This window comes from Arenimonas sp., from assembly GCF_036275555.1.
Lineage (GTDB): Bacteria > Pseudomonadota > Gammaproteobacteria > Xanthomonadales > Xanthomonadaceae > Arenimonas.
Map to the genome: position 1 here is coordinate 80,302 of NZ_DASUDO010000016.1, position 14,350 is coordinate 94,651.

Annotated in this window: 10 protein-coding genes and 2 tRNA genes; 4 read left to right on the forward strand and 8 right to left on the reverse strand. The window is 70.4% G+C overall.

Going from position 1 to position 14,350, the window contains the following annotated elements:
- Positions 1 to 44 precede the first annotated feature (44 nt).
- From VFV21_RS05465 to ppsR, 4 genes are all read right to left on the reverse strand, one after another.
- A tRNA-Glu gene (locus VFV21_RS05465) sits at positions 45 to 120 on the reverse strand.
- A gap of 33 nt (positions 121 to 153) precedes the next feature.
- Positions 154 to 229 (reverse strand) — tRNA-Ala (locus VFV21_RS05470).
- Positions 230 to 272: 43 nt separating this feature from the next.
- Positions 273 to 773, reverse strand: a complete 501-nt coding sequence (locus VFV21_RS05475) for a DUF1249 domain-containing protein (RefSeq protein ID WP_329668468.1) — start codon at positions 771 to 773, stop codon at positions 273 to 275.
- A gap of 38 nt (positions 774 to 811) precedes the next feature.
- Entirely contained in the window at positions 812 to 1,633 is an 822-nt protein-coding gene (gene ppsR, locus VFV21_RS05480) for a posphoenolpyruvate synthetase regulatory kinase/phosphorylase PpsR (protein ID WP_034211272.1), read from the reverse strand.
- Between the two features lie 159 nt (positions 1,634 to 1,792).
- On the opposite strand from ppsR, the gene ppsA reads away from it, so the two are divergent.
- From ppsA to VFV21_RS05495, 3 genes are all read left to right on the forward strand, one after another.
- Positions 1,793 to 4,165, forward strand: coding sequence for a phosphoenolpyruvate synthase (gene ppsA, locus VFV21_RS05485; RefSeq protein WP_329668469.1), 2,373 nt, complete (start codon positions 1,793 to 1,795; stop codon positions 4,163 to 4,165).
- Positions 4,165 to 5,064, forward strand: a complete 900-nt coding sequence (locus tag VFV21_RS05490) for a mechanosensitive ion channel family protein (protein ID WP_329668470.1) — start codon at positions 4,165 to 4,167, stop codon at positions 5,062 to 5,064. Before ppsA ends, VFV21_RS05490 begins: the two co-directional genes overlap by 1 nt.
- A 118-nt stretch (positions 5,065 to 5,182) precedes the next feature.
- A complete protein-coding gene (locus tag VFV21_RS05495) occupies positions 5,183 to 8,263 on the forward strand; it encodes a diguanylate cyclase (RefSeq protein WP_329668471.1) in 3,081 nt (1,026 codons plus the stop codon).
- Between the two features lie 9 nt (positions 8,264 to 8,272).
- On the opposite strand, the gene VFV21_RS05500 is transcribed toward VFV21_RS05495, so the two are convergent.
- Entirely contained in the window at positions 8,273 to 11,218 is a 2,946-nt protein-coding gene (locus VFV21_RS05500; RefSeq protein WP_329668472.1) for a two-component regulator propeller domain-containing protein, read from the reverse strand.
- Between the two features lie 2 nt (positions 11,219 to 11,220).
- Positions 11,221 to 11,775, reverse strand: coding sequence for an oligoribonuclease (gene orn, locus VFV21_RS05505; RefSeq protein WP_329668473.1), 555 nt, complete (start codon positions 11,773 to 11,775; stop codon positions 11,221 to 11,223).
- A gap of 64 nt (positions 11,776 to 11,839) precedes the next feature.
- Between orn and VFV21_RS05510 the strand changes: the two genes are divergently transcribed.
- Positions 11,840 to 12,301: a DUF2721 domain-containing protein gene (locus VFV21_RS05510; protein WP_329668474.1), complete on the forward strand. Its 462-nt coding sequence runs from the start codon at positions 11,840 to 11,842 to the stop codon at positions 12,299 to 12,301.
- Between the two features lie 64 nt (positions 12,302 to 12,365).
- Here the strand turns inward: VFV21_RS05510 and tadA are convergent, their stop codons facing one another.
- Positions 12,366 to 12,833: a tRNA adenosine(34) deaminase TadA gene (tadA, locus tag VFV21_RS05515; RefSeq protein WP_329668475.1), complete on the reverse strand. Its 468-nt coding sequence runs from the start codon at positions 12,831 to 12,833 to the stop codon at positions 12,366 to 12,368.
- 185 nt (positions 12,834 to 13,018) lie between these two features.
- A partial coding sequence (guaA, locus tag VFV21_RS05520; RefSeq protein ID WP_329668476.1) for a glutamine-hydrolyzing GMP synthase occupies positions 13,019 to 14,350 on the reverse strand: 1,332 nt, incomplete at its 5' end.

The following is a 14,350-nucleotide window of genomic DNA, read 5'->3' on the forward strand; positions in this document are numbered from 1 at the left end:
AGAAAAAGCCCGGCGCTGGCCGGGCTTTCCTGGAGGCTTGAACTTGGCGTCCCCACGGGGATTCGAACCCCGGTCGCTACCGTGAAAGGGTAATGTCCTAGGCCTCTAGACGATGGGGACTTGGAACTTTTTTTGAAGCGTGACGCGAATAAGTGGTGGAGCTAATCGGGATCGAACCGATGACCTCTACAATGCCATTGTAGCGCTCTCCCAGCTGAGCTATAGCCCCACCGAAGGAAGAAGCGGAAGTTTAGACATCCGCATTTGCCTCGTCAAGCACAGGCGACGTTTTTTTCTCCGGCCGGCTCCGGCTCGAGCCCGGACAGGGTGTGGGGACCGTGCCCCTGGCTGTCCAGGTAGTCCAGCCACTTGTTGAGGAAACTGTTCATGCGCAGGCGGTGGCTGAGCATCGCCTGCACGCTGGGGCGCAGGCCGAGCACGTCCTGCCAGTGGCGGCCGACGTAGCAGTGCGTGACCTCGGCCTGGCGGGCATCGCGGTACAGACGCACGTAGGCGGACGGATCGGGCTGGCCGGTCTGGGCGTCCTGCAGCTGGTAGCTCAGGCGCAGTTCGACCGTGTACGCGTGCTGCTCCAGCACGTCCACCACCAGCGCCAGGCCGCCGGGCACGCGCGAAACGTAGCGCCCCGCGGGCAGCGACTGCGGCTGGAACATGCGGGTGAGCCGATGGAAATTTTCGCCGTACAGGCCCATCAGCCACGCGAAGCGGCTGATCCGGGGCAAGGCGTTGCGATCGTGGGCGGGCGCTTGCATGGCCCGATGCTAGCACGCGTCCGGCGGGGTCCCGGCGCTCAGAACATGTGCCGGTGGATGCCCTGGTGGGCCAGCACCTTGCCGGCGATTTCCTCGATCGAGGTGTGGGTGGTGCTGAGCACCGGGATGTTCTCCTGGCGGAACAGCGCCTCGGCCTGCACCACCTCGGCCCGGCAGGTCTCGAGGGTGGCGTAGCGGGAATTCGGGCGGCGCTCGTTGCGGATCTGCTGCAGGCGCTCGGGGTCGATGGTGAGGCCGAACAGCTTGCGGCGGTGCGCACGCAGGCGGCGCGGCAGCTCGCGGCCCTCCAGGTCTTCCTCGGTGAGCGGATAGTTCGCGGCCTTCACGCCGTAGTGCAGCGCCATGTACAGGCAGGTGGGCGTCTTGCCCGAGCGCGACACGCCGACCAGGATCACGTCGGCGTCGTCGTAGTGGATGTCCATGCCGTCGTCATGGGTGAGCGCGTAGTTGGTGGCGTTGATGCGGGCCTCGTAGGCCTTGAAATCGACCATGCCGTGCGCGTGGCCGACCCGCGATTCCCGCCGCAGGCCCAGCTCCTGCTCCAGCGGGCTGATGAACGGGGCGAACACGTCCAGCATCAGCGCCCCGCTCTCGGCCAGCAGGGTGATCAGGTCCGGGTCCACCACGGTGTTCACCACCACCGGGCGAACGCCTGCGTGCTCGCCGGCCCGGCGGATCTCGGCGACGGCGGCTTCGGCCTTCTCGACGCTGTCGACGAAGGCGATGCGGCGGGTCTCGAACTCGATCCCGGAGAACTGGGTCAGCAGGCTGTGGCCGATGGTTTCGGCGGTAATGCCGGTGCCGTCGGAAACATAGAAAACCGGTCTTGCCGCCGCCATGCCCTGCCCTCGCCTTGCGCGCCGGGGCCCGACGCATGATTCCCCAGCCAATTCAAGCTTGTATGGGGTAGCCCCGGGGTCGCATCATACGCAGCTGCGGCCCCATCCACAGCGGGCCCGCCGCCTGGCCGCCCCCTTCCCGAGCCCACGGAGACCCCCTTGAACGCCGACGTCCTCTGGCTGCACGAACTTCGCCTCACCGACCTCGCCCAGGTCGGCGGCAAGAACTCCTCGCTCGGCGAGATGATCGGCCAGCTGGCGCACCTCGGGGTCTCGGTGCCGGGCGGCTTCGCCACCACCGCCGACGCCTTCCGCCGCTTCATCGCCTTCAACGACCTCAGCCATCGCATCTTCGACCGCCTGGCCACGCTCGACGTCGAGGACGTGGACGCGCTGGTGGCCGCCGGCGGCGAGATCCGCGGCTGGGTCATCGACGCCCCGCTGCAGCCCGAGCTCGACCAGGCCATCCGCGCCGGCTACCGCAAGCTGTGCGCCGAGGCCGGCGCCAGCGAGATCGCCGTCGCCGTGCGCTCCTCCGCCACCGCCGAGGACCTGCCCGACGCCAGCTTCGCCGGCCAGCAGGAAACCTTCCTCAACGTCACCGGCGAGGACGACGTGGTGCGCAAGGTGAAGGAAGTCTTCGCCAGCCTCTACAACGACCGCGCCATCGCCTACCGCGTGCACCACGGCTTCAAGCACGAGGACGTGTTCCTGAGCGCCGGCGTGCAGCTGATGGTGCGCTCGGACGTGGGCTCGTCGGGCGTGCTGTTCACGCTCGACACCGAATCGGGCTTCCGCGACGCGGTGTTCGTCACCTCCAGCTACGGCCTCGGCGAGATGGTCGTGCAGGGCGCGGTGAACCCGGACGAGTTCTACGTCTACAAGCCCACGCTGGAACAGGGCAAGCCGGCGATCCTGCGCCGCACCATCGGCTCCAAGCTTATCCGGATGGTCTATTCCGACCAGCCCGGCGAGCGCGTGCGCATCGAGGACACGCCGGCCGACCTGCGCCGCCAGTTCTCGATCTCCGACGCCGACGTCGAGGAGCTCTCGCGCCAGGCCCTCACCATCGAGAAGCACTACGGCCGCCCGATGGACATCGAGTGGGCGAAGGACGGCCACACCGGCAAGCTCTACATCGTGCAGGCGCGCCCGGAGACGGTGAAGTCGCGCGCCAGCGCCAACCAGATCGAGCGCTACCACCTGCTGTCCAAGGGCGAGGTGCTCACCGAGGGCCGCGCCATCGGCCACAAGGTCGGCGCCGGCGTGGCGCGCGTCGTGCGCAGCCTGGCCGAGATGAGCAAGTTCCAGCCCGGCGACGTGCTGGTGGCCGACATGACCGACCCCGACTGGGAGCCGATCATGAAGCGCGCCGCCGCCATCGTCACCAACCGCGGCGGCCGCACCTGCCACGCGGCGATCATCGCCCGCGAGCTGGGCGTGCCTGCCGTGGTCGGCACCGGCGACGCGATGAAGATGATTCCCGACGGCGCCGAGGTGACGGTGTCCTGCGCCGAGGGCGATACCGGCTTCATCTATGCCGGCAAGCAGGGTTTCGAGGTCATCACCACCGACCTCGGCAACATGCCGCCGGCGCCGCTGAAGATCATGATGAACGTCGGCAACCCCGAGCGCGCCTTCGACTTCGCGCAGCTGCCCAACCAGGGCATCGGCCTGGCCCGCCTGGAGTTCATCATCGCCCGCCAGATCGGCGTGCACCCGCGCGCCCTGCTCGAGTACGACCGCCAGCCGGCCGAACTCAAGAAGCAGATCGACCAGATCACCGCCGGCTACGCCAGCCCGGTCGAGTTCTACGTCGAGCGCCTGGTCGAGGGCATCGCCACGCTGACCGCCGCGTTCGCGCCGAACCCGGTGATCGTGCGCCTGTCCGACTTCAAGTCGAACGAGTACGCCAACCTGGTCGGCGGCAAGGCCTACGAGCCGCACGAAGAAAACCCGATGATCGGCTTCCGCGGCGCCTCGCGCTACGTGCACCCCGATTTCCGCGACTGCTTCGCGCTCGAGTGCCGGGCCGTGAAGAAGGTGCGCGACCAGATGGGCCTGACCAACTGCTGGATCATGATCCCGTTCGTGCGCACGCTCGAGGAAGGCCGCGCCGTCATCCGCACGCTCGAGGCCAACGGCCTCAAGCGCGGCGAGAACGGCCTGAAGGTCATCATGATGTGCGAGGTGCCGTCGAACGCGCTGCTGGCCGAGGAGTTCCTCGAGATCTTCGACGGCTTCTCGATCGGCTCGAACGACCTCACCCAGCTCACCCTGGGCCTGGACCGCGACTCCGGCATCGTCGCCGAGCTGTTCGACGAGCGCGACCCGGCGGTGAAGAAGCTGCTGTCGATGGCCATCTCGGCCGCCCGCGCCAAGGGCAAGTACATCGGCATCTGCGGCCAGGGCCCGTCCGACCACCCGGACCTGGCCGACTGGCTGATGCAGCAGGGCATCGAGTCGGTGTCGCTCAACCCGGACACCGTGGTGGACACCTGGCTGCGCCTGGCCAAGCTCAAGGCGAGCTGATGGCGGTCGCCAGCTTCCTCGCCGCGCCCGCCGACACCGCGCGCGACCTGGCCCGCCAGGTCGCCGGATCCGACTGGCTCTGGCGCATCGCCGTGGCGTTGGCGATCGCGCTGGTCGGCCTCTGGCTGGCGCGCATGCTTTCGAAGGGCCTGGACCGCGTGATGCTGCGGGCCGGGCTGGACCTGATCCTGCGCGACTTCCTGCGCAACCTCGCCTACGTGATCGGCCTGGTGGTGGTGCTGGTGGCGGCGCTGGACGCGCTGGGCGTACCCACCACCTCGATGCTGGCGGTGCTGGGCGCGGCCGGCCTGGCGATCGGCCTGGCGCTGAAGGATTCGCTGTCGAACATCGCCTCGGGCGTGATGCTGATCGTGCTGCGGCCGTTCCGCGCCGGCGACGCGGTGCAAATCGCCGGGCAGGAAGGCGTGGTCGAGCGCGTCGGCATCTTCCAGACCGTGCTGCGCGCCTACCAGAACCACGACATCACCCTGCCCAACAGCGAGGTCACCACCTCGCCGATCGTCAACTTCACCTCGCGCGGCGAGCGGCGCGTGGACGTCACCGTGGGCGTGGGCTATGGCGACGACCTGGCCCGGGCGCGCTCGGTGCTGCTGGGCATCGCCCGCGCCAACGCGCGCGTGCTCGAGGCCCCGGAAACCGACGTGCTGGTCACCGGACTGGGCGAAAGCAGCATCGGCCTGGTGCTGCGCGCCTGGGTGAAGACGCCCGACTTCGTGCTCGCGCGCAGCGAGCTGACCGAGGCCATCCACCGCGATTTCGCCAAGGCCGGCGTCTCGATCCCGTTCCCGCAGCGCGACCTGCACGTCTACCACCACGACGCCGACGGCCGGCCGCTGGCCCAGGTCACCGCCGCCGTGGAGGACCCCGACCGCGGCTGAGCCGGGGGCGGGAAATTCGCTGTGGCCGCGGCCCGCCGGGCTGGGCATACTCGGGCCAACGGGGCCCGAAACCCCGGCAGGGGGCGGCGGCGGCATGCGGATGCGGCACCGGACGGCTATGTTCCTGGCGGGCGCGCTTGCGCTGGCCCCGGCGACGGGCGCCGAGCCCCGCCCTCCCTTCCTCAGCCTCGAGCGCTATGGCCTCGACGAGGGCCTGTCGCAGCTGTCGGTCACCTCGATCGTGCAGGACGACACCGGCTTCCTCTGGATCGGCACCCAGGAAGGCCTGAATCGTTTCGACGGCCAGCGCTTCGTCGTCCAGCGCCGGCAGCCGGACCAGGACGCGGGCCCGGTCAGCAGCAGCGTGGACACGCTCGCCCACGACGGTCGGGACCGCCTGTGGATCGGCACCAACGACGCCGGCCTGGAAGTGCTCGACCTGCGCACCGGGCAGCGCCAGCGCCTGGGCACCGACCAGGGCTTGTCGCACCCGACCGTGGGCGACGTGCTGGTGGATGGCGAGGCCGGTGCGTGGATCGGCACCGAGCGCGGCGTTGATTACGTCGATGCCGCGATCTCGGGTGCGAAAACGCTCGCCGTCGATATCCGCATCATCGCCATGGCCCGTGCCGCGGGTGAACCTTACGCCCTGGGCGCCGACTGCCGCCTCTGGCGGCTCTGGCCCGCGCGCATCGACCCGCTGCCGCCGCTCGCCGAAGGGCTGGCCGGCTGCGTCGCGCTGCAGGGTTCGGCCGAAGGGCTGTGGCTGGCCACGGCCGCCGGCGACGTGATGCTCGCCTCGCCCGGCGGCCACCTGCTGCAGCGCTTCGCCCCCGCCGCGGTCACGCCCGACGGGGCCAGCGTCACCAGCCTGCTGCAGCGCCCCGGCGGCGAGCTGCTGCTCGGCTACGACGACGGCACCGTGCTGCGGCTGGACGTGCGCGGCGGCGGCGAGGCCCAGCGCCTGGACTTCGACCAGCGCATCCATGGTGCGATCCAGGTCCTCACCCAGGATCGCGACGGCGTGCTGTGGATCGGCACCCATACCCGCGGCCTGTTCCGCGGCCGGCCGCTGTCGGCGGCGATCCGTCGCGACCTGGTCGGGCCCGGGGACCTCGCGGCCTGGCCGGTGCGCAGCGTGCGCTCGGTGTGGCGCCGCGACGGCGTCGAGCTCGTGGGCACCGATGCCGGCCTGGCCTGGCGCCCGGCGCCGGACGCGCCCTGGCGCGACGTGCCCGCGCTGGGCAACACCTCGATCCGCGCGATCGCCGCCGCCGCGGACGGCGGCTGGTGGCTGGGTACCCATCGCGGCCTGTGGCGGATGGACCCCGAGGGAAACGCCCGGCCGCATTCCCCCCTCCCCGACCCGCGCGTGACCGACCTGCTGGTGGAAGGCGCCGATGTCTGGATCGCCACCCGCGGCGGCCTGGCCCACGTCCGCGACGGCGTGCTGACCACGGCCGGCGTGCCGGCGGAGCTGGCCGGCGAATTCCTGACCAGCCTGATGCGCGACGTGCGCGGCCGGCTCTGGATCGGCAGCAACGAGCGGGGTCTGTACCGCCTCTGGCCCGACGGCCGCCTCGAACACCTGCACCCGGGCAACGGCCGGCTGCCGCACAACTCGGTCTGGTCGCTGCACGCCAGTCCGGACGCCTACTGGGTCGGCACCTTTGCCGGCGGCCTGCTGCGCCTGGGGCGCGATGACGACGCCGTGCGTGCCTTCACCAGCGCCGACGGGCTCTCGAACGACGTCGTCTACCGCATCCTGCCCGACCGCCGCGGGCGGCTGTGGCTGAGCACCAACAACGGCCTGAACGTGCTCGATCCCGCCAGCGGCGTGATCCAGCCGCTCGGCCCCGGGGACGGGCTGGGCAATCGCGAGTACAACAGTGGCGCCGGCTGGGTGGATGCCGAGGGCCGCCTGTTCTTCGGCGGCACCGAGGGCCTCGACGTCGTCGATCCCGACGCCCTGGATTTCACCAGCCCGCCGGCCACGCCGGTGGTCGCCGGGCTGCAGGTGATCGGGGTGCGCGGCGGCGGCACGCCGGTGCCGGATGCCCGCCGTTTCGACACGCTCTACGCCGACCGCGTGGCGATGGACCCGCGCGACGCCGTGCTGGCGATCGACCTGGTGGCGATTGATTTCTCGGCCCCGGCGGCGGCGCGCCTGCGCTATCGCATCGGCGGCATCCACGACGACTGGGTGCAGACGCGGGGTCCGCAGGCGGAACTGATGCTCAGCCACCTCGCGCCCGGCGATTATCCGCTGGAGCTGTCCGCCGCCGGCCGCGACGGCCGCTTCGGTCCGCCGCGCACCCTGGTGCTGGACGTGCCGCCGCCAATCTGGCGCCATCCCCTCGCCTACCTCGGCTACGCCCTGCTCGGCTGCGCGCTGTTGGCGTGGGGCTATTCGCGCATTGGCGCCCGCGGCCGCGAGCGCGAGGCCCGCATCGCCTTGCTCAACCGCACCGTGGCCGAACGCACCGCCGAGCTCGAGCGCGCCAACCGCCAGCTGCAGGCCAACAACCTCGAGCTCGAGGTCGCCACCCGCACCGATCCGCTGACCCACGTGTCCAACCGTCGCGACCTGCAGCAGTGGCTGTCCCGCGAGGGGCTGCAGATCGTGCGCGAGTCCGCCGCCGGCGAAGGACGCGGCGGACTGGTGTTCTTCATGGTCGACATCGACGACTTCAAGTCGGTCAACGACCAGCACGGGCATCCGGTCGGCGACGAGGTGCTGGTCGCGTTCGCCGCCCGGCTGAGCAGCCTCAGCCGGGGCCACGACGTGGTGGTGCGCTGGGGTGGCGAGGAGTTCCTTTGGATGCTGCGCGAGCTGCACATGCACGACGCGCCGGCGGTCGCCGAGCGCATCCGCCGCGTGATCGCCGACCAGCCCTTCGTGCTTTCCTCCGGGCTGTCGCTGTCGATCACCTGCTCGATCGGCTTCGCGCCTTGGCCGTTCTCGGCCCGGCACGCGGTGGTCGGTGACTGGGAGCAGAGCGTGGCGCTGGCCGACCGCGCGCTGTATGCCGCGAAGGCCGCCGGAAAGAACGCGTGGGTGGGCTTGGCCCCGGGCGAAACGCTCGGGCCGATGGGCCTGGAAGCGCTGCTGATGGGCCAGGTGCCGGACGCGCTGGCGCCGGGCAGCGTGCGCGTGCTGCACTCGACGCCGACGGCGCCGCGCTTCCCCGCGCGCTGACGACCGGGCTCAGCGGCTGACGCGATTGCGGCCGGCGCGCTTGGCCTCGTACAGCCGCTCGTCGGCATGCGTGACGAGACGCTCGTGGTGGCTCAGGCCGGTGCGTTCGCACAGACCGATGCTGGCCGTGATCTTCAGGCCGGCCGCGAAGTCGCTGCAGTCGATCGCCTCGATGGCCGCCCGCAACTGCTCGGCGACCACCGCCGCCTGGTCCGCGCTGGCACCCGGGAACAGGAGCGCGAACTCCTCGCCGCCCCAGCGCGCGACCCGCTGTTCGGCGGTCCAGCCTTCCATCGGGTGGCGGCCCATCTGCTTGAGCATCGCCCGCGCCACGCGCCGCAGCGCCTCGTCGCCGACATCGTGCGAGTAGCCGTCGTTGATGCGCTTGAAATGGTCGATGTCCAGCAGCCCGAAGCACAGCGGCTGGTCCGCCGCCACGGCTTCGCGGTAGGCGCGGGCCAGGCCCTCGTCCATGCTGCGCCGGTTCGGCAGGCCGGTCAGCGCGTCGGTGCGCGAGAGCAGCTCGAACACCTCGGACTGCTTGCGGATGGTTTCGTTCTTGAGCTCGAGCTCGCCGTTCTTCTCGCTCAGCGCCCGCGTGCGGTCGTCGACGATGCGGCTCAGCTGGGCCTCGCGCGCCTTGAGCTGGTTTACGCGGGCGCGGTAGAGCGTGTACAGGAACAGCGCCAGCAGCGAGCCCGCCACCGGCAGGAACCAGGGCCGCTGGTAGAAGCGTGGCTGGATCTCGAAGTTGACCGAGGCCGTCTCGGGGCTCCAGCCGCTGCCGCGCTGGGCGGCGCTGACCTGGAACCGGTACTGGCCCGGCGGCAGGTTGGTGTACTGCGCGTTGCGGCGGGTGCTGCGCTCGACCCAGCCGTTGTCGAAGCCTTCGAGCCGGTAGCGGTAGCGGATCTGCTCGGGCGTGCGGTAGCTCAGGCTCACGTAATCGAGCTCGAGCTTGCGCGTGCCCGGCGGCAGCACCAGGGTGCCGGCGGCGCTGGTGCTGGCGTCGTCCACGCGCAGGCCTTCGATCACCACCGGCGGCGGCGCCAGCTGGTAGCGCGGCAGCTGGTCGGGCTGGACCACGGCCACGCCCTTGGCGGTCGCGACCCAGATGCTGCCGTCGGCGGCGCGCAGCGCGGCCGGGCCGGCGCCGCCGTTGCACTGCGCGCTGCCCATGCCGTCGGCCTCGGCGAACTGCTGGTAGTCCAGGCGCTCGCCGGTGCCGTCGGCCACCGCTTCCATGTCGTCGCGGCGGATGTAGACCACGCCGGCGTTCGAGCTGAGCCAGAAGTTGCCGTAGCTGTCCACGACCACCTGGAACACGGCGTCGACCGGCAGGCCCTGGCGGCTGCCGACGATGCTGAGCTCGCCGCTGCGCAGGCGCCGCACCAGGCCGCGATCGGTCGCGAACCACAGCGTGCCGTCGGGATCCTCGTGCATGCCGAAGACGTCCTGCGCGCCGTCCATCGTCGCGAGGTCGACGGCCGTGATCTCGTCGCCGCGGATGCGGCCGGCGCCGTTCGAAGTGCCGACCCAGAGGCTGCCGTCGGAGGCTTCGAAGAGGCTGAGCACGAACTCGCGCGGCAGCCCGTCCTTCTCGCCCAGCACCAGGCTGGTGCCGTCCTTGCGCCGCAGCAGGCCGCGCGAGGTGCCGATCCAGAGCGTGCCGTCGCGGTCCTCGTGGACCGCGCGCACCTGGTTCGCGGGCAGGCCGTCGCCGGCCGTCATCTGCTCTAGCAGCACGCCGTCGCGCCAGCGCAGCAGGCCGGTCGAATACGTGCCCATCCAGATGTCGCCGGCCCTGTCCTGGGCGATGCTCAGCACCGAATGCGACGAGAGCTCGGGCGAGTTGGTGACGACCTCGTCCTTCCAGCGGTCCATGCCGCGGCTGGTGCCGATCAGGATCTCGCCCTCGCGGGTCTGCAGCAGCGCGCGCACGTAGTCGTCGGCCAGGCCCTGGTGGCTGTCGATGGTGATGAAGGGCGTGTCGGCGAAGCGCATCAGGCCGGCGTTGGTGCCGACCCACACGCTGCCTTCGCGGTCGGCGAACAGCGAGGCGACGCGGTTGTTGGGCAGGCCGTCAGAGACGTCGAAATGCTCGAGCCCGCGATCGCCCAGACGGAACAGGCCGCGGCTGACCGTGCCGATCCAGAGGCTGCCCTGCTGGTCCACCTGCAGGCTGGCCACCGCCACCGCGGGGAACCCCGCGCCGACCGGTTCGAAACGTCCGCCGCGGCCCACGTAAAGGCCTTCCTCGGTGCCAACGTACAGCTGGCCGTCGGGCGCCAGCGCCAGGCTGAACACCGCGCCCGCCGGCAGGCCGGCGTCGACGCTGAAGTTCTGCACGCGGTCGCCTTCGATGCGGGCGACGCCCAGGCCGGTGGCGGCCCAGATCGCGCCCGAGCCATCCTCGACGATCGCGTAGCCCACGTCCGAACCCAGGCCATTGCCGATGTTGAAGTGGGTGGCGCCATCGGGATCGAGCCGGGTGACGCCGCGGCTTTCCGACGCCACCCAGATCCGGCCGTTGCGGTCCTCGATGGCCGCGAAGGTTTCGTCCTGCGCCAGGCCCTGCGCCGTGGTGTAGGTGGTCCACGCCTCGCCGCGCAGCACGCTGACGCCGCCGCGCGAGGTCGAGACCACGAGGTTGCCGGTGGGGCCGACGCTGACCGCGCGGATGCCGCTGTCCTGCAGCGCCGGCACGTTGTTGCGGCCGAAGCTGCGGAACTCCTGCCCGTTGTAGCGCACCACGCCTTCCCAGGTGGCGAACCAGAGGTAGCCCTCGGGCGTCTGCGCGATCGAGTTGACCTGGTTGTGCGGCAGGCCGTCGCGGGTGGTCCAGATCTCGCGGGCGTAGGCGTCGAGCGCCTTCTGTTCCTGCGCCTGGGCCAACGCGGCCGGGCCGGCCAGCACGAGCAGCGCCGCCAGCAGCATGCGGGTCATCGTCGCCATGCTCAGAGCCCGCCCAGCTTGCCCATGTGCTGGCGATAGTGCGCCAGCTCCTTCACCGACTCGCGGATGTCGGACAGCGCGGTGTGCGCGCCGACCTTGCTGAAGCTGGCGAGCACGTCGGGCGCCCAGCGGCGCGCGAGCTCCTTCAGCGTCGAGACGTCGAGGTTGCGGTAGTGGAAGTAGCGCTCGAGCCGCGGCATGTGCCGCACCAGGAAACGGCGGTCCTGGCCGATCGAGTTGCCGCAGATCGGCGACTTGCCGGCCGGCACCCAGTGCGTGAGGAACTCCACGGTCAGCGCTTCGGCGCGCGCCATGTCGACGTCGCTGTCGAGCACGCGCTGCCAGAGGCCGGAGCGCGAGTGGGTGTTGCGGTTCCACTCGTCCATGGCCTCGAGCCGGGCCAGCGGGTGGCGGATGGCGAGCTCGGGGCCTTCGGCGAGGACGTTGAGCTGGCTGTCGGTGACCAGGGTGGCGATCTCGAGGATCGAATCCGTGTCCGGGTCCAGGCCGGTCATCTCCAGGTCGATCCAGATCAGGTTCTGCTCGTGGCTGGGCATGCGCGGCTGGCGGCGGTGGGGATGGCCGCATCATACTTCAGCCCCAACCGCCCGAGATGACGCCGTGAACCCGCAGGACGCCCTCGACCACTACCGCATCCTGACCTCCATGCTGGCCCCCGCCCTGCTGATGGCGGCCACCGGCTCGCTGCTGGTCTCGGCCAACGCGCGCCTGGCCCGGGTGGTGGACCGGCTGCGCGGCATCATCGCCCAGCTCGACGGCGGCGACGTCATGGACCGCGCGCAGCTGGAGCAACAGATCCAGCGCCACCGCCGCCGCGCCCACCTGGTGCTGCGCGCCTGCCTGATGCTCTACCTGGGCCTGGGCGCCTTCGTCGGCACCAGCCTGGCCCTGGCGGTGGACGCCTTCGCCGGCTTCCGCCTGCCCTACCTGCCCACCGGCCTGGCCGTGGTCGGCGTGCTCGGCCTGCTGGGCGCCAGCCTGGCGCTGGGGCGGGAAGTGAGCCTGTCGGTGCGCAGCTTCGACGCCGAACTGGACATGGAGCTGGCGCGCCGCCGGCGCTGAGCCCGGCCCTGCCCGCGCGCGTGGCCGGCCCGGGGCCAGCCCGGCGCCATGCCAGGTTTCCGCGCTAGGCCTTGCCGCGCTTGCGGCGGAAGTAGTTCGTTAGCCGCGCCCCGGCTTCCTCGCCCAGCACGCCGCCTTGCACCACCACGCGGTGGTTGTGGCGCGGATCCTGCAGCAGGTCGAAGACGCTGCCGGCGGCGCCGGTCTTGGGATCGCGGGCACCGAACACCACGCGGGCGATGCGGGCATGCACCATCGCCATGGCGCACATCGCGCAGGGCTCGAGCGTCACGTACAGGGTGCAGCCCAGCAGCCGGTGGTTGCCGAGCCGGCGCCCGGCCTCGCGCATGGCGACGATCTCCGCGTGCGCACTCGGATCGCACTCCCCGATGTTCCGGTTGAACCCCTCGGCCAGCAGCTCTCCATCCGGCCCGACCACGAGCGCGGCCACCGGCACCTCGTCATGCTCCCGCTCCGCCTTGTCGGCCAGCGCGAGCGCCTGCTGCATCCATTCTTCGTCGGTGGGATTCATGTCGTTAGCCACGGATGAACACAAATGAACACGGATAGAGCAGAAGCTGGAACGGATTGAGCCAATCAGGAAGCGAGGGTTGGCGGCCAAAACGGCGGGAGTGCGAAGAAAACACTCCAGTCTTTTGCACTATCCGTGTTCATCTGTGTTCATCTGTGGCAAAAACCAAAGCCCCCGCTCCGCGATCATTCCCACTCGATGGTGGCGGGGGGTTTGCCGCTGATGTCGTAGACGACGCGGGAGACGCCGCGCAGTTCGTTGATGATGCGGCGGGAGCAGTCGTCCAGCAGTTCGTAAGGCAGGTGCGCCCAGTGCGCGGTCATGAAGTCGACCGTCTCGACCGCGCGCAGGGCGATCACCCACTCGTAGGCACGGGCGTCGCCGACCACGCCGACCGACTTCACCGGCAGGAACACCGCGAAGGCCTGGCTGGTCTTGTCGTACCAGCCGGACTTGCGCAGCTCGTCGATGAAGATCGCATCGGCCTTGGCCAGCAGCTCGGCGTACTCGGGCTTCACCTCACCCAGGATACGCACGCCCAGGCCCGGGCCCGGGAAGGGATGCCGGTAGACCATCTCGCGCGGCAGGCCGAGCTCGACGCCGATGCGGCGCACCTCGTCCTTGAACAGCTCGCGCAGCGGCTCCACCAGGCCCAGCTTCATGTGCTCGGGCAGGCCGCCGACGTTATGGTGGCTCTTGATGACGTGGGCCTTGCCGGTCTTGCTGCCGGCCGACTCGATCACGTCCGGGTAGATCGTGCCCTGCGCCAGCCACTTCACGTTCGGCAGCTTCTTCGACTCTTCCTCGAAGACCTCGATGAAGAGCCGGCCGATGATCTTGCGCTTGGCCTCCGGGTCCTGCACGCCGGCCAGTTCGCCGTAGAAGCGATCCGCCGCGTTGACACGGATGACCTTGACGCCCATGTGCTGCGCGAACATCGCCATTACCTGGTCGCCCTCGTTCCAGCGCAGCAGGCCGGTGTCGACGAAGACGCAGGTCAGCTTCTCGCCGATCGCCTTGTGCAGCAGCGCGGCCACGACGGAGGAATCGACGCCGCCGGACAGGCCGAGCAGGACTTCATCCTCCCCGACCTGCTGGCGGACGCGGGCGATCTGGTCCTCGATGATGTTCGCGGCCGTCCACAGCGTGGCGCAGCCGGCTATGTCGACGACGAACCGTCGCAGTTGCTCGGTGCCCTGCTTGGTGTGCGTCACTTCCGGGTGCCACTGCACGCCGTAGTAGCGGCGCGCCTCGTCGGCCATGGCGACGATCGGCACGCTGTGGGTGCGGGCCGTGATCTTGAAGCCCTCGGGCAGGCGGGTGACGCGGTCACCGTGGCTCATCCACACGTCGATGCGCGGCGGCGTGCCCGGATGGTCCTTCTGCTCGTCGAGCAGGCGACAGGCCGAGGCCACCTCGACTTCGGCGTAGCCGAACTCGCGGTCGTGGCCGCCTTCCACCAACCCACCGAGCTGCATGGCCATCGTCTGCATGCCGTAGCAGATGCCGAGCACCGG

Excerpts from the sequence above, each read along its gene's own strand:
- VFV21_RS05490 (WP_329668470.1), top strand. The coding sequence starts at position 4,165 with ATGGCGGTCGCCAGCTTCCTCGCCGCGCCCGCCGACACCGCGCGCGAC.
- tadA (WP_329668475.1), bottom strand. The coding sequence starts at position 12,833 with ATGAATCCCACCGACGAAGAATGGATGCAGCAGGCGCTCGCGCTGGCC.
- orn (WP_329668473.1), bottom strand. The coding sequence starts at position 11,775 with ATGCCCAGCCACGAGCAGAACCTGATCTGGATCGACCTGGAGATGACC.
- VFV21_RS05500 (WP_329668472.1), bottom strand. The coding sequence starts at position 11,218 with ATGGCGACGATGACCCGCATGCTGCTGGCGGCGCTGCTCGTGCTGGCC.
- VFV21_RS05495 (WP_329668471.1), top strand. The coding sequence starts at position 5,183 with ATGTTCCTGGCGGGCGCGCTTGCGCTGGCCCCGGCGACGGGCGCCGAG.
- VFV21_RS05475 (WP_329668468.1), bottom strand. The coding sequence starts at position 773 with ATGCAAGCGCCCGCCCACGATCGCAACGCCTTGCCCCGGATCAGCCGC.
- ppsR (WP_034211272.1), bottom strand. The coding sequence starts at position 1,633 with ATGGCGGCGGCAAGACCGGTTTTCTATGTTTCCGACGGCACCGGCATT.